Genomic DNA, 15,460 nt, shown 5'->3' with positions numbered 1-15,460 from the left:
AGGTTGATCACAAGACCACATCATCGAGCAAATATAAAAAAACCAGCCTTCTCGGCTGGTTTTTTTAATGAGAACTCAAGTTTTTAGACTTAAGCGCCAATTTTACGGTATTTGCTACGTTTGGTTGCCAGATCATCACCATATTTCTTACGGCGATATTCTTCAAACTCAGTATAGTTACCTGTAAAGAATTCTGGTTGCTCATCTTCGAATGACAAGATGTGCGTTGCAATACGGTCTAGGAACCAACGGTCGTGCGATACCACCATCACTGTACCTGGGAAGACTAAAATTGCATCTTCCAGTGCACGTAAAGTTTCAATATCCAAGTCGTTTGATGGCTCATCCAGCAAGATCACGTTTGCGCCCTGCTGTAGAATTTTTGCCAGTTGTAAACGGTTACGCTCACCACCCGACAATTCACCAACGCGTTTTTGCTGATCCTGACCTTTAAAGTTAAAGCGACCAATATAAGCACGCGATGCAATTTCATAATCGCCCACTTTCAAAATGTCTAAACCGCCAGAAACTTCTTCCCAAACAGTTTTGTCATCATCTAGAGTGTCACGAATCTGACCGACATAAGCCACTTTTACCGAGTCACCTAAAGTCACGCTGCCCGTATCAGGTTGCTGCTCGCCAGTCATCATACGGAATAAAGTCGTTTTACCCGCACCGTTTGGACCGACAATCCCCACAATCGCTGCAGGCGGCACAGTAAAGGAAAGGTTTTCGTAAAGTAAGCGATCACCAAATGACTTGCTGATGTTTTCCACTTCCACCACTTTGTTCCCTAAACGTGGGCCAGGTGGAATATAAATTTCAGAAGTTTCGTTACGCTGTTGGAATTCACGCGAGTTAAGCTCTTCAAAACGCTCCATACGCGCTTTGTTTTTCTTTTGCTGGCCTTTCGCATTGGAACGTACCCATTCCAATTCTTTTTTCAAGGCTTTAGCAAAAGATTCTTCTTGCTTCTGTTCTTGCTCTAAACGGTTATTTTTCTGCTCTAACCATGAAGAGTAGTTACCTTGATATGGAATACCATGTCCACGGTCAAGTTCTAAAATCCATTCTGCAACGTTATCCAAGAAGTAACGGTCGTGGGTAATTGCCACAATCGTACCCGGGAAGTCTTTTAAGAAACGCTCTAACCAAGATACAGATTCTGCATCCAAGTGGTTCGTCGGCTCGTCTAGAAGCAGCATGTCTGGTTTAGACAATAACAAACGGCATAAAGCCACACGACGACGCTCACCACCCGATAATTTGTTAACATCAGCATCCCAAGCTGGCAAATTTAATGCTGCCGCTGCTTGTTCAAGCTGATTGTTCAGGTTGTGTGCATCCCAAGTTTGGATAATCGCTTCTAACTTCTCTTGCTCTTTTGCAAGTTTGTCGAAATCTGCATCTGGATCTGCATATTCTGCAAAAACTTGGTCTAAACGCTCTAAAGCATCTAAAGCTTCACGCACACCATCTTCCACGTTGCCGCGTACATCTTTGCTCGGGTCTAGTGGTGGTTCTTGCTCAAGATAACCAATTTTGATGCCTGGCTGTGCACGAGCTTCACCAGAGAAATCTTTATCTACGCCCGCCATAATACGGAGCAAAGTCGATTTACCTGCACCGTTTAAACCAAGCACACCAATTTTCGCACCTGGGAAAAATGATAAGGAGATGTCTTTCAAGATTTCGCGCTTAGGCGGAACCATTTTCGACACTCGGTTCATCGTATAAATATATTGGGCCACGTAGGACTCCTCAATAGAAAACCAAATCTGGGGCTCAGATGAGCAGCCCCTGCTCTAATGAGCGAAAAAATAATCGGGTATTATACCTGAATACGGAGAAAAAATAAGACACCACAAACATCTTGCATGCTTTGTTACAACTCTAGCGATCAGCGGATAAGCACAGGACTTTTTGCCTGCTATATCAAATTTACAGCTAAATATTGCAGCATTTTTACACTTTCTTTCATATTTAAAAGTGCTAGACTCAAACCAATTTAACTCACGAAGATGAAGTAAACATGACCTATAAAGACGAAACTTTGGCCATTCATGCAGGCTATAGCCCAGAACCAACCACCAAAGCCGTGGCTGTGCCTATTTACCAAACCACTTCTTATGCCTTTGATAATACGCAACATGGTGCCGATTTATTTGATTTAAAAGTACAAGGCAATATTTACACCCGTATTATGAACCCAACCACTGCAGTATTGGAGCAACGTGTTGCAGCACTTGAAGGCGGTATTGGCGCATTGGCTTTAGCATCGGGTATGGCTGCAATTACCTACGCAATTCAGACCATTACCGAAGCAGGCGATAACATTGCTTCAGTATCAACTTTATACGGCGGTACTTACAACTTATTTGCCCACACCTTGCCTAAACAAGGCATTGAAGTACGTTTCTTCGATTATCAACAGCCTGAAAGCTTACGCGACCTGATTGATGACAAAACCAAACTGGTCTTTGTAGAATCCATTGGTAACCCATTGGGCAATATTATTGACCTTGAAGCGATTGCGAAAATTGCGCACGAATACGGCATTCCAGTGGTGGTGGATAACACTGTAGCCACGCCTGTCTTGCAAAAATCATTTGATTTTGGCGCAGACATCATCATTCACTCACTGACCAAATATATTGGTGGTCACGGTACGTCTATTGGCGGCATTATTGTCGATAGCGGTAAATTCCCTTGGGGCAAATATCCTGAGCGTTTTAAAGCCTTAAATACACCTGACCCAAGTTACCATGGTGTGAACTATGTAGAAGCCTTAGGCGCTGCAGCATTTATTGCACGTGCACGTGTAGTACCACTACGCAATACAGGTGCAGCGATTAGCCCGCATAACGTATTCCTAATTTTACAAGGTTTAGAAACCTTAAGCCTGCGTATGGAACGCCATACTGAAAACGCGCAAAAAGTAGCGGAATATTTACAGGCACATCCAAAAGTGAAATGGGTCAATTACGCAGGTTTGAAAGATCACCCGCAACATGCGTTGGCACAAAAATATGTGAAAGGCAAACCTTCTGCAATTCTGTCTTTTGGTGTGCAAGATGGCCGTGAAGGCGGAACCCGCTTTATTGATGCACTGCAATTATTCACACGCTTGGTCAATATTGGTGATGCCAAGAGCTTAGCATGCCACCCTGCGACCACCACACACCGTCAGCTAAATGCCGATGAACTGAAAGCCGCAGGCGTAAGTGAAGATATGGTGCGTTTATCTATCGGGATTGAACATGCCGATGACTTAATTGCCGATTTGGAACAAGCACTCGCTGCTGTATAAAAACTCATCAGTTCAAGCTTTGTACTGGCATCCTGCTGATTTATTTCAACAGGATGCCTTTTTATTTTAATTTTTCCTTGAATGTCTTTGCATTAGCTTTATTTCATGGTAAAAATAAAGATATACAGCTCACAAAAATAGAGCAATTACTCTAAATTCATTTTTAAATTCAACCACTTATTCCATAGCTTTTTTTGTGCAATCGGCTATCATAAAGCCAAGTAAAACAGTTCAAATTCAGTCTGAAATTTGAATCGTCAATCTCAATAAAAATGACAACTCAGGAATCTAAATCAGGAATATTAGCGTGAAGCCAAAATTAGAGAAACTTTTTCAACAGCGTGTAAATGGTAAAGTTGCCCTTATTACAGGTGCATCGAGTGGTATTGGTTTAACCGTGGCACATAAGCTAGCCGATGCAGGTGCGCATGTGCTTTTGGTGGCACGTACTCAGGAAACGCTCGAACAAGTCAAAGCTGAAATTGAAGCACGTGGTGGCAAGGCTTCAGTTTTCCCTTGTGATCTAAACGATATGGACTCTATTGATGCTGTATCGCAACAAATTCTTGCCTCTGTCGATCATATTGATATTTTAATTAACAACGCAGGCCGCTCAATCCGTCGTGCAGTACATGAGTCGGTTGATCGTTTCCACGACTTTGAACGTACCATGCAGCTCAACTATTTTGGTGCTGTGCGTTTGGTACTCAATATTTTGCCGCAGATGATGCACCGTAAAGATGGTCACATCATCAACATCAGCTCGATTGGTGTATTAGCCAACGCAACGCGTTTCTCGGCTTATGTGGCATCTAAAGCCGCATTGGATGCGTTTAGTCGCTGTCTATCTGCAGAAGCGCATACACACAAAATTGCGATTACTTCGGTGTATATGCCATTGGTTCGTACCCCAATGATCGCACCAACCAAAATTTATAAGTACGTGCCCACCCTTTCACCTGAGCAAGCGGCAGATTTAATTGCTTATGCGATTGTGAAACGTCCGAAGAAAATTGCGACACATTTGGGTCGTTTGGCTTCAATCACTTATGCGATTGCACCAGACATTAACAACAAACTCATGTCAATTGGTTATAACCTATTCCCAAGCTCAACCGCTTCTGTGGGCGAGCAGCAAAAACTGAACTGGGTACAAAAAGCATATGCACGCCTGTTCCCGGGCGAACACTGGTAATTTATACACATTCAAGCTTTGCTTTAGGCGACCTTCTCGGGTCGCCTATTTTATTTCCGATCATTTCATATTACGTTATTTCAATCTTGCAACATCTACTGCAAGAGATAATGTTAACAAGCTTAATCTTATGTCCATGCAGCTTAAACAAAACATTCAATTGCACCTTATTTTTATGCTATAACACAGCTGTTTTAAGTATTTTGAATGGATTATGCGAGCACTAGCCCTCATTTTACAGTATGGCTGTTTTGCCTTTGCCTTATTTTTAAGTTATCAGGTTGCAACGGCGCTTTATCAGCAAGAATATGAACTCTTAGAGGTTGTTGCCGATGTAGGCACGATTTTAATTTGTATTGATTTAGGCGTATTTTTATTTAGCAGCAAAGCCTCTCAAGGTTTAAATCTTCAGGAATATGCTCGCCAACTTGAAGCACCACCATCAAAACTAGTGGCAGTGACGCGTAAACTTGGGCATTTGGGAATCATGCTGATTTTAGTGAGCTGGATTGTGCCGTTGATTTAAAAATGATTAATCAAACTTTAGATTAAAAATATACACACAAAACAAAAAGCTCCCGAATTTCGGGAGCTTTTTGTTTGCGTAATTAAAACTTACTTCGAACCTTTAATCCCTGCTTGTAACAACAATGCGCCTAAACCACCAATTTTATTTTCTTGCGGTTTAGCAGCTTGTGGTTTTTTCACTTGTGAACGGTCTGACTGAGGACGTGACTGCTGTGGACGTTTCGCCTGTGGCTTACGCTCTGTACGTTGCTCTTGATCACGACGTGGCGCACGCGCCGCTTTTGCAGGTGCAGCCGAACCTTCAGGACGCATCGATAAATTCACGCGGTTACGTTCTACATCAACCTGTAACACACGCACTTGCACGATTTGACCTGGTTTCACCACTTTATGCGGGTCGGCCACAAATTCATTGGCCAACTCAGAAATATGCACCAAACCATCCTGATGCACGCCAACATCTACAAATGCACCAAAGTTCGTCACATTGGTCACCACACCTTCAAGCTGCATGCCTTCAGTCAACTGTGCCACTTCAGTAATATCTTCACGGAATTTAGCCGTACGGAATTCAGGACGTGGGTCACGACCTGGTTTTTCCAATTCAGACAAAACATCCTGAATAGTTGGTAAGCCGACTTGCTCATCCACAAATTCTTCAGCATTCACCGAACGGATAATTTCAGTATTACCAATAATATCTTTAACCGTGGTCGCTTTGGCAGCCACAATTTTTTCTACTAAACCATAAGATTCAGGGTGCACTGCAGAAGCATCCAAAGGCTCAGAACCTGCCTGAATACGTAAGAAACCTGCTGCTTGTTCAAAAGTACGTTCGCCTAAACGCGGTACGTTTTTCAAAGCTTGGCGATTGTCAAAACGGCCATGTTCTTTACGGTATTCAACAATTTGCTGTGCAATGGCTTTATTCAAACCTGCGATATAACCCAAAATTGCTGAAGATGCCGTGTTGACATCGACACCGACCGAGTTCACACAGTCTTCTACCACAGCTTCTAAGGTTTTTGCTAAACCTGCCTGATTCACGTCATGTTGATACTGACCCACACCGATTGATTTTGGATCAATTTTTACCAACTCTGCCAATGGGTCTTGCAAACGACGTGCAATCGACACTGCACCACGAATCGACACATCTAGTTCTGGCAACTCTTGCGATGCCAATTCAGAAGCTGAATACACAGATGCACCCGCTTCAGATACAGACACACGTGTTAATTTCAAGTCACTGTGCGCCGCCATCATTTCTGCCACAACCGCTTCAGTTTCACGGCTTGCAGTCCCGTTACCAATCGCGATTAAATCAACATTGTGCTCACGGCATAAACGAGCAAGTTCTTCAATCGCGCCTGCTTTGTCTTCTTTAGGTGCAAATGGATAAACCGTGCTATGTGCAACCACATCGCCAGATTGGTTCACCACAGCCAGTTTGACACCTGTACGGATGCCAGGGTCTACGCCCAGCGTACAACGCGCACCTGCAGGTGCAGAAAGCAATAAATGACGCAAGTTTTCTGCAAAGACATCCATCGCTTCAGCTTCAGCAGCCAAACGCTTTTCAGTCAATAATGAATGTTCGATTTGTGGACGCACTTTGCCCAACCAGAACAATTTTGCCGTTTGCTTTAAAAAGTCCTGACGTGCTTGCGGCTGAATCTGATCTAAATTGTATTCAGTTTCAATACGTGCCAAAGGCGCACTGTCTTCACCATCAACTTTTAAGCCCAAGACGTTTTCTTGGCGACCACGCAACATCGCCAATAGACGATGTGATGGTACTTTGTTGAGGTTTTCTGAAAAATCGAAGTAATCACGGAATTTTTTGCCCACTTCTTTTTTCTCTTCAGAAGCAACCAAGCTTTTTAATACCGCTGTTTTGGCAAAAATTTCTTTTAATTCTGTGGTTAAGGCAATATTTTGTGCCCATTCATCAATCAGAATGTGTTGTACCGCATCTAGCTGACTGTCTGCATCAGGATAGTCTGCATGACTAAAGCCTGCTAAAGCTTCGCTTGGCTCAACCTGTTCTGCAAAAATTTGCGCTGCAATTGGGCCTAAACCTGCTTCTTTAGCTTTAAACGATTTACTGGTGCGTTTTGGACGGTAAGGCGCGTAAATTTCTTCTAAAGCATTTTTGGTTTCAGCAGCGTTAACCCGTGCCAATAAATCATTAGATAATTTATCTTGTTCTTTGAGTGATTCTATTACTTTTTCGCGACGCTCATATAAATCACGTAAATACGATAAACGTGTATCGAGCTGACGTAGCTGCGTGTCATCTAAACCTTGCGTCACTTCTTTACGGTAACGTGCAATAAATGGAACGCTAGCACCTTCATCAATCAGTTTGATGGCAGCTTCTACTTGATTTGGTCGTACGGCAAGTTCTTTTGCTAACTGCTGAACTAAGTCAGTCATCGTGTGTGATCCTACAAGGATAAGTACTAAAAGCCATGATTATAAAGACCAAGACTATAAAATCCACAATTGTTTTATGAATTTTATAAATGGTGGTTTTTTGGCGATTTTTGCCAATTCGGCTAAATTTTATAAATCTAAATAAAATTCAGGCTTATGTTAGACTCAAACGGACAAATATGTCAGTTTTTCGCATGGGAATGCTGTATATATTTGGTATCTATGTCTTGATTTTATCTGCAATATTTGTTGCTTTAGAGCATAGGCAATAGATACCAATGAATCGTATACTCAAAGCCAACTCAACTTTTTGTTTACGATGACAATAAAGAATAAAGGAGCACATCATGAGTTTAGTTGTACCTGCTGAAAAAACAGATACCGTACACAGCGAAACTGACCGCGTTGAACGCATTCTCGTTGTCGATGATGATGTGCGTTTACGTACCCTGTTACAGCGTTTCTTGGAAGATAAGGGCTTTGTGGTCAAAACTGCCCACGATGCGACACAAATGGATCGTTTGTTACAGCGTGAACTGTTCTCTTTAATCGTGCTTGATTTTATGCTGCCTGTTGAAGATGGTTTAAGTATTTGCCGTCGTTTACGTCAATCTAACATCGACACGCCAATTATTATGCTGACGGCTCGCGGCAGTGACTCTGACCGTATTGCAGGACTTGAAGCAGGTGCAGATGATTATTTACCAAAACCGTTTAATCCAAATGAGCTGTTAGCGCGTATTCGTGCTGTATTGCGTCGTCAAGTGCGCGAGGTACCAGGTGCACCAAGTCAGCAAATGGAAGTGGTTGGTTTTGGCCCATGGTCACTAGATTTATCGACCCGTACTTTGACACGTGAAGGTCAGGTCGTGACCCTAACTACAGGTGAATTTGCAGTACTCAAAGCGTTGGTACAACATCCTCGTGAGCCTTTAACCCGTGACAAGTTAATGAATTTGGCGCGTGGTCGTGAATGGGGTGCGATGGAGCGTTCGATTGATGTTCAGGTTTCACGTTTACGTCGTTTAATTGAAGAAAACCCTGCCCGTGCACGTTATATTCAAACGGTTTGGGGTGTCGGTTATGTATTTGTTCCAGATGGTGCGGAATAAGTTGAAAATGATGTGAGGCTTCAGCCTCACATCTTCATGCAATGATCAACATTTATGCACACCGATCATTGTGCTAGATTTAAAGAACAGACATTCCAATAACAAGTATATTCATCATAAAATTTCACTCACTAAATTCGCTTTACAACCTCTGCCACAGGACAAGATGTGAAACTCGAACCCATCGACCCACAAGAATTTACCGACTATGTGGCGTATTCTGAAAAGAAACGTACCCGCTGGGAGCGTTTTCTGGACAAAATCAAACCACGCTCTGCAGCCATGCGCACCACGGTACTGGTGGTTTTTGTGGTGTTGTTTAGCCTGTTTATGTCGTTGTGGTTCTTTTGGCGCACCTTGTATTTACCTGAAATTCAACAACACGCCCGCTATTTAGCGGTTGAACTGGAAATTTTAAACAATCCAGATTTGCGCATTTTTCACAATGAAGCCGAAGTCGATGTCGATGCGTGGCTTAAAAATCGGGTCGGCATTGAATATGTAACCGATCCACGTGAGTTTCCTAATGTACGGGAAAAAGTCATTGCAGAGTTTTTTACCCAACAAATAGAAAAGAAACTGGCAACTGAATTAAAAATGCAGGATGTCACGGTCTATTTCCAGTTCAAACCAAGCCCGCGTATTTGGATTCAAACCCCAGAAATGAATGGCAACTGGGTACGTGAACCCCTTAAAACCTATGCCAACTACAGCCCTGAATTGGTCTTTGGCTGGCTTTTGGGTATTCCACTGTTAGCTGCAGCAATTATTTTAACTCTAGTACGTCAGCTGAATCGTCCTTTGCGTCGTCTGCAAAATGCCGCCAATAGCTACAGTAAAACAGGCAAAGCACCTTATTTAGAAACCAATCACGGTCCGCAGGAAATTCGTGAGGTCAACCAAGCCTTTAATCACATGATTTATACCTTGGAACAGACTGAACGTGACCGTCGTATCATGTTGGCAGGTATTTCACACGACCTGCGCACGCCACTGACACGGATTCGTTTAAGTGCCGAAATGATGCCCGATGATGATTTTTTAAAAGAAGGCTTAATTTACGATGTAGAAGATATGGATGCGATTTTAAATCAATTCATTTCTTATATGCGTGATGGTTCCGATGAAGAATTACAAGAAACCGATTTAAATGTTTTGCTGCAGGAATTGATTATTCAATTTAAACCGTTGGATATTCGCTTTAACGCACAAGAATTACCTTTAATTCAGGCGCGCAGTTTGTCGCTGAAACGTCTGATTGGCAACCTGATTAATAACTCGAAACGCTATGGTGCAGAGCCAATTGAGTTGTCTGCAAAAGTGCTGGATGAACACATTCGGATTAGCGTGGCAGACAACGGTACAGGCATTCCAGAAGACCAAATTGCCGATTTAATGCAGCCTTTTGTACGCGGCAATGAAGCACGTACTGTACAAGGCAGTGGCTTAGGTTTGGCAATTGTAAAACGTATTGTCGATATTCATCAGGGCGAGCTCACCATTCAAAACCGTGAACACGGTGGTCTTGAAGCCATCATTACCCTGCCGTTACAACCTGAAATCGTTGAAGAAAAAAATAATGTTGGCACGCTGGAAAAAATCAAACAAAGTTTGAGTGAACACTTCTAAACGGCTGACGCTTTTGATCTCTATCTGGCTTGCTATATACCAATTTCAGACCAACAGCAAATCGGATGGACGATCAAAGTAAAAAATTCAGATGGTGCATATCAAAATTGTATAAAAATATATCAAACAAATTGTAATATTTACCTTTTGATATATAAATAAACGATTAAATTCAATTATTTATGTATTATTTTATATTTTTATACCACCATTTAGGCAAAAAATTAGACCTTAGCCTAACACCTATGCAAAATACCTTTTTTGATCGGTACAATCGGTATCAGTCTAGTATTTTACGAGAGTTCGCCATGTCTTTAGATCGCATCCGTTTAGCCTCCCTCCACGACAAAGTAATCAGCGCAGAACAAGCTGCTGAATTCGTTCAAGATGGTATGACCGTAGGTATGAGTGGCTTTACTCGTGCGGGTGAAGCAAAAGCTGTTCCACTTGCATTGGTGGCACGCGCTAAAACCAACCCTTTAAAAATTGACTTAATTACTGGCGCAAGTCTTGGTAATGATTTAGACAAGCAATTGACTGAAGCAGGTGTTTTGGCTCGTCGTATGCCGTTCCAAGTAGACAACACCTTGCGTAAAGCAATTAACCAAGGTCAAGTCATGTTCATTGACCAACACTTGTCTGAAACTGTTGAGCAAATGCGTAACAACACGCTAAAACGCCCAGACATCGCGATTGTTGAAGCAGTTGCAATTACTGAAGACAGCTTAATTATTCCAACAACTTCTGTAGGTAACTCTGCAAGCTTTGTTGAATATGCAGATAAAGTCATTATCGAAATCAACACCACTGTAAGCACAGAATTTGAAGGCCTACACGACATTTATATTCCTGAAGCACGTCCAACACGTGGTCCAGTGCCATTAACTCACGTTGAACAACGTATTGGAACCAAAGGTATTCAGTTAGACCCTGCAAAAGTTGTGGGTATTGTATTTAACGATACCTTGCTTGACTCTCCATCTAACGTGACCGATCCAGATGACGAAACTCAAGCAATTGCAGATCACTTGATCGCATTCTTTGAAAACGAAGTAGCTCAAGGTCGTTTACCGAAAAACTTGGCACCTTTACAAGCAGGTATCGGTTCAATTGCAAACGCAGTATTAACAGGCTTCAAACACTCTAACTTTGAAGACTTGGTGATGTACTCAGAAGTACTCCAAGACTGTACGTTTGAATTGATTGATGCAGGCAAAATGAAGTTCGCTTCTGGCTGTTCAATGACTTTGTCTGAAAAATGTGGCGATCGCGTATTTGGTAATCTTGCACACTACAAAGACAAATTCATTTTACGTCCACAAGAAATCTCTAACTTCCCTGAGTTAGTACGTCGTTTAGGCATCATTGGCATTAACACTGCACTTGAGTTTGATATTTACGGTAACGTGAACTCAACCCACGTATGCGGTACCAAAATGATGAACGGTATTGGTGGTTCAGGTGACTTCGCGCGTAACGCACACTTGGCGATTTTCGTGACTAAATCGATTGCGAAAGGCGGTGACATTTCATCTATCGTTCCAATGGCTGCGCATGTAGACCACAACGAACACGACGTTGACATCTTAGTCACTGAGCAAGGTTTAGCAGATTTACGCGGTCTTGCACCACGTGAACGCGCTCGTGCGATTATCGACAACTGTGTACACCCAATGTACCGCAATGCATTGAATGATTACTTTGAGCGTGCATGTGCAAAAGGTGGTCACACTCCTCACCTACTTCGTGAAGCATTATCTTGGCATGCAAACTTCGAAGAACACGGTCACATGTTGACTCCTGCACAACAAGAATCTGCGCAACCAGCATAATTCGCGTGCAATAAAAAACGCCCTGATTTTTCAGGGCGTTTTTTTATGTCTTAAGTTTTTATGTCTTAGATTGTCACAAGGTCATTTGCGACAACGCACTCCATTTTACTCAAATGCCAAAGCTTTAAATTCATCTATAAAATGCTGCCCTAACTGGCGTAAACCATCCACACTGAGTGTGGTTTCAATCACACCCAAAGACACCACATCACGTTGAATTTGCAGCACAGTTTGACCTTGCGGGTTGATATAAAAACGAGAACCCAAAGTTGCAAATTTGCTTGCTAAGTCTAGGTTTTTTTCAGCTCGAACTTGATTCACCACATCTTGCGCGGTAAAACGGTATTGATCATGCAGCAAATTTAAGCTGTTGGATTGCCCATATTCTGCACTTAATGCACAATCATCCAAGACCTGTAAAGGCTGATCAAGATTGGCAAAAGCAGTCGCAGGGAGACTCAGTGCAAGACTGAATAAAATAGGGAGAGAAAATTTTAACATTGGACACCTCGCACATAGGTAAATTACACCTGTGGAGAAACATCCTTTTTTCACCAACTTATATTTTAAGTTCAAAAATCACTCAATACATTGACTTTTTATACCAAGCGACCTAAACGCAGCAAAACTGGAAACTGAATTTCCAAGCCCTGAGCAGGTTGCTGCTGCAACAATTGTTGTAATTCCAGCAAGGGCGTATCAGTATGTTGCTTTAAATAATGCTGCAGTCCCGACCAAGTGTTTAAATAATTCAGCAATTGTGCTGCCGACCAACGATATTTCAGGCAAAGTTCGGGTGTCACGATTTCTTGAAATGGGAAAGGAATCGTGCGATATAAGTCATCAATATAACGACGTTCAGCATCCCAACAACCTTTTAAGGTCTGAAAATACAAGCGTTGAATTGCGGTATTCACCTCAGGATCTACAGCTTGAATCAGACCGTAGCCCACCGCAGCAAATATTCCACTCGGTTTTAGCACCCGATGCACTTCGGCATAAAAGGCATCAAAATTGAACCAGTGAATCGCTTGTGCAACGGTAATTAAATCTACACTTGCATCCACCAATCCGCTGTCTTGCGCCAAGCAGATACGATAACTCACATTTGCCCACTGCGGTGCCAAATCCAACTGTGCTTGACTTAAATCTGTGGCTAAAATCTGCTGAAAATGTGGTACCAATAACTGGGTAAACTGCCCCGAACCGGCACCACAATCCCAGGCAAAAGTTCGTTCAGGTACATGCTTTAAAATTTCCTGGACAATTTCTGCAGAATAAGCCGGACGGGCCTGTTTATAGCGCAAGCTGTCATCAGAAAACAGATCTTTCATTTAACGATGCTCATAATATTTATAAATTTAATCAATGACCTGATCAATTCTAAAACTGGTCTGGGCAATGAGCACCCGCTGATCATTCAATTGATAATATTTAACATCGTATGGAGCCAATTTCCAGCTCTGGGCAGGATTAAAACTGACCCGGTGGTTCCCGACTGGCTGAGCATATAACGGAGTAATGATCTCTGAAGAACATGACTAGCTCACAGGCTGAAAACAGCCCCAATTTTCAACTGCGCAGGCATTTGCCACTTTCTCGCGGCGGCAAATATAGGCTTCGCTGGCAAAGCTAAGGATTTTTTCAAAAGAAAAATGATTACTTTTTCGGTGTCGGTAGCTCAGGTACAGAAAAATTATTTATAGAATGTTCAATCGTACCAATGCTGACATTTTTCAGGTCGAGCTGTATATGCATATCACGATCGATGGGCTGCATACTGTTGCTATTGCTACGATCAATATGCTGCATACTGTTGCTACGGTTTATACCAAAGGGTTGCAACATAATATACAAGCCTTGTGTAGGATCACTCGACTGTAAACCCTGAGCAATACTCAATACATACTGTTGTAGAAAGGGCGATAACGAATTTAGGTCGGGTTGTGCTTGTAAGGGCTGAATTTCCAGATTGGCAACCACATGGCTGTCGATCATAAAGTTTTGTGCTTCACGTGAATTACGAATAACTTGATGCTGTAAAGCACGGAGATTTTTTTCATCATTCTGATACGGCACAATCCCGGTTTCTGTACGTAACTCTGGCTCGGCCAGTACGTGCAGGGTGGGTAAGGTCACCGCGTCATCCGCGTGGACCATCATGCTCCATGGACAGCCCAATATCAGCAGCAAAGGATATATTTTTATAAATTTCATAAACTTGTCTCGCAACGTAATTTCAGGACAATGCAGTTTTACACCATGCAAGAAAAAAATTTTTCACTGCAACCGTATACGTTTTATAGCCTACCTGAAAATCAATTTTGGCTCACCTTGACTCGGATAAACGGTCTTTTTCACTTTCTTAAATCTATTATGGGTATGCAATTTTTCTTGGAATTTTAATGCGCTTTGCATGTAATTATAATTCTCTATGACCAACCTAGAGGCGAAAAAAAAACCTCAAACAGTGTTTGAGGCTTTTTGAATATGGTGGCGAGACCCAGGATCGAACTGGGGACACACGGATTTTCAATCCGTTGCTCTACCGACTGAGCTATCACGCCAATGCCGTGTATTAAGCCGTATCTCGGCTGAATAGTCAATAAAAATCATCACTTTTTTATTTGATCGCATAAATTTTATGCAAAAAAAATCCCTGATGGGATCAGGGATTGAAAACGTTTAACCGTTTTGAATATGGTGGCGAGACCCAGGATCGAACTGGGGACACACGGATTTTCAATCCGTTGCTCTACCGACTGAGCTATCACGCCAATGACGCGTATTAAACAGTTTCAGCTGTAAATCGTCAATAGTCTTTTTCGCTTTTCAGTGCAAATGTTTACTTTTACAGCAACCTCATTCTATTTCTGCTGAAATATCACCCAAAAATTTAAAAATGAGTTCTTTTCCAATTAAATTTTGACAAACTTCCGATACGCGAATGTGGGGCACGGATGCCCCACGTTACCCATCACGACAAGGATGTCGTGTATGGGTAACAAAAGACTTTTGCCTACTTTGGGTCTTGCCAAAGTAGGAAGATGCCTACGCAAAGCTATTTAAACCTTAGCTAAAAATTGTGGCTGTGCAAGCACAAAAAACAATATAGGATTTAGTTGACATCCTCCCCGACCTAAAGGACGGAGATTCCTACTGCTAGACGCTCATGTCCGAGCGCAAGAATATTCAGTGCGGAATTTACATCCCGATCATGGAGCGTACCGCACTCCACACACTGCCACTCTCTTATTCCAAGTCCTGCTCTACCTTTCGGACTACTATAGCGTGAGCCACAGCACGAACAAGTTTGGGTGGTATAGGCTTCATTGACTTCTTCATAACATACCCCTGCGTTCTCGCATTTATACTTGAGCATGGTTCTTAGTGTTGTCCAACTGGCATCTAGCAC

The 15,460-nt window shown here is 42.4% G+C and carries 12 protein-coding genes and 2 tRNA genes; 6 read left to right on the top strand and 8 right to left on the bottom strand.

Going from position 1 to position 15,460, the window contains the following annotated elements; genetic code table 11:
• Positions 1-89: 89 nt before the first annotated feature.
• Positions 90-1,751 carry an energy-dependent translational throttle protein EttA gene (ettA, locus tag ACEO2X_RS00560; RefSeq protein WP_004974427.1) on the bottom strand — a complete coding sequence of 554 codons (1,662 nt, stop codon included), beginning with the start codon at positions 1,749-1,751 and terminating at the stop codon, positions 90-92.
• 281 nt (positions 1,752-2,032) lie between these two features.
• On the opposite strand from ettA, the gene ACEO2X_RS00555 reads away from it, so the two are divergent.
• From ACEO2X_RS00555 to ACEO2X_RS00545, 3 genes are all read left to right on the top strand, one after another.
• Complete coding sequence (locus tag ACEO2X_RS00555) at positions 2,033-3,310, top strand: O-acetylhomoserine aminocarboxypropyltransferase/cysteine synthase family protein (RefSeq protein WP_371970924.1); 1,278 nt, start codon at positions 2,033-2,035, stop codon at positions 3,308-3,310.
• A gap of 307 nt (positions 3,311-3,617) precedes the next feature.
• Positions 3,618-4,505: an SDR family NAD(P)-dependent oxidoreductase gene (locus tag ACEO2X_RS00550; RefSeq protein WP_004974423.1), complete on the top strand. Its 888-nt coding sequence runs from the start codon at positions 3,618-3,620 to the stop codon at positions 4,503-4,505.
• A 214-nt stretch (positions 4,506-4,719) separates the two neighbouring features.
• On the top strand, positions 4,720-5,031 hold the full coding sequence (locus ACEO2X_RS00545) for a hypothetical protein (protein WP_019838218.1): 312 nt from the start codon (positions 4,720-4,722) through the stop codon (positions 5,029-5,031).
• 89 nt (positions 5,032-5,120) lie between these two features.
• Here the strand turns inward: ACEO2X_RS00545 and ACEO2X_RS00540 are convergent, their stop codons facing one another.
• Positions 5,121-7,472, bottom strand: coding sequence for a Tex family protein (locus tag ACEO2X_RS00540; RefSeq protein WP_371970923.1), 2,352 nt, complete (start codon positions 7,470-7,472; stop codon positions 5,121-5,123).
• 347 nt (positions 7,473-7,819) lie between these two features.
• Between ACEO2X_RS00540 and ompR the strand changes: the two genes are divergently transcribed.
• From ompR to ACEO2X_RS00525, 3 genes are all read left to right on the top strand, one after another.
• Positions 7,820-8,584: a two-component system response regulator OmpR gene (gene ompR, locus ACEO2X_RS00535; protein WP_004974415.1), complete on the top strand. Its 765-nt coding sequence runs from the start codon at positions 7,820-7,822 to the stop codon at positions 8,582-8,584.
• 168 nt (positions 8,585-8,752) lie between these two features.
• Complete coding sequence (locus ACEO2X_RS00530; RefSeq protein ID WP_371970922.1) at positions 8,753-10,213, top strand: ATP-binding protein; 1,461 nt, start codon at positions 8,753-8,755, stop codon at positions 10,211-10,213.
• 308 nt (positions 10,214-10,521) lie between these two features.
• Positions 10,522-12,045, top strand: coding sequence for an acetyl-CoA hydrolase/transferase family protein (locus ACEO2X_RS00525; protein ID WP_004974412.1), 1,524 nt, complete (start codon positions 10,522-10,524; stop codon positions 12,043-12,045).
• A gap of 105 nt (positions 12,046-12,150) precedes the next feature.
• Here the strand turns inward: ACEO2X_RS00525 and ACEO2X_RS00520 are convergent, their stop codons facing one another.
• The 6 genes from ACEO2X_RS00520 to ACEO2X_RS00495 form a co-directional block, all read right to left on the bottom strand.
• Positions 12,151-12,546, bottom strand: a complete 396-nt coding sequence (locus ACEO2X_RS00520) for a hypothetical protein (RefSeq protein ID WP_371970921.1) — start codon at positions 12,544-12,546, stop codon at positions 12,151-12,153.
• Positions 12,547-12,644: 98 nt separating this feature from the next.
• A complete protein-coding gene (locus ACEO2X_RS00515) occupies positions 12,645-13,379 on the bottom strand; it encodes a class I SAM-dependent methyltransferase (protein ID WP_371970920.1) in 735 nt (244 codons plus the stop codon).
• 325 nt (positions 13,380-13,704) lie between these two features.
• Positions 13,705-14,205: a hypothetical protein gene (locus tag ACEO2X_RS00510; protein WP_225530211.1), complete on the bottom strand. Its 501-nt coding sequence runs from the start codon at positions 14,203-14,205 to the stop codon at positions 13,705-13,707.
• Positions 14,206-14,536: 331 nt separating this feature from the next.
• A tRNA-Phe gene (locus ACEO2X_RS00505) sits at positions 14,537-14,612 on the bottom strand.
• A gap of 134 nt (positions 14,613-14,746) precedes the next feature.
• A tRNA-Phe gene (locus ACEO2X_RS00500) sits at positions 14,747-14,822 on the bottom strand.
• A gap of 362 nt (positions 14,823-15,184) precedes the next feature.
• Positions 15,185-15,460, bottom strand: a 276-nt coding sequence (locus tag ACEO2X_RS00495) for a zinc ribbon domain-containing protein (RefSeq protein WP_179990681.1), incomplete at its 5' end; no start/stop codon positions are given.

This window comes from Acinetobacter sp. AL9 (genome assembly GCF_041464035.1).
In the GTDB taxonomy this organism is placed as follows: Bacteria; Pseudomonadota; Gammaproteobacteria; order Pseudomonadales; family Moraxellaceae; genus Acinetobacter; species Acinetobacter towneri.
This window is presented reverse-complemented; position numbering and strand designations above follow the sequence as displayed.

Excerpts from the sequence above, each read along its gene's own strand:
- ACEO2X_RS00545 (WP_019838218.1), top strand. The coding sequence starts at position 4,720 with ATGCGAGCACTAGCCCTCATTTTACAGTATGGCTGTTTTGCCTTTGCC.
- ACEO2X_RS00540 (WP_371970923.1), bottom strand. The coding sequence starts at position 7,472 with ATGACTGACTTAGTTCAGCAGTTAGCAAAAGAACTTGCCGTACGACCA.
- ompR (WP_004974415.1), top strand. The coding sequence starts at position 7,820 with ATGAGTTTAGTTGTACCTGCTGAAAAAACAGATACCGTACACAGCGAA.
- ACEO2X_RS00515 (WP_371970920.1), bottom strand. The coding sequence starts at position 13,379 with ATGAAAGATCTGTTTTCTGATGACAGCTTGCGCTATAAACAGGCCCGT.
- ACEO2X_RS00510 (WP_225530211.1), bottom strand. The coding sequence starts at position 14,205 with ATGGTCCACGCGGATGACGCGGTGACCTTACCCACCCTGCACGTACTG.
- ACEO2X_RS00525 (WP_004974412.1), top strand. The coding sequence starts at position 10,522 with ATGTCTTTAGATCGCATCCGTTTAGCCTCCCTCCACGACAAAGTAATC.
- ACEO2X_RS00555 (WP_371970924.1), top strand. The coding sequence starts at position 2,033 with ATGACCTATAAAGACGAAACTTTGGCCATTCATGCAGGCTATAGCCCA.
- ACEO2X_RS00520 (WP_371970921.1), bottom strand. The coding sequence starts at position 12,546 with ATGTTAAAATTTTCTCTCCCTATTTTATTCAGTCTTGCACTGAGTCTC.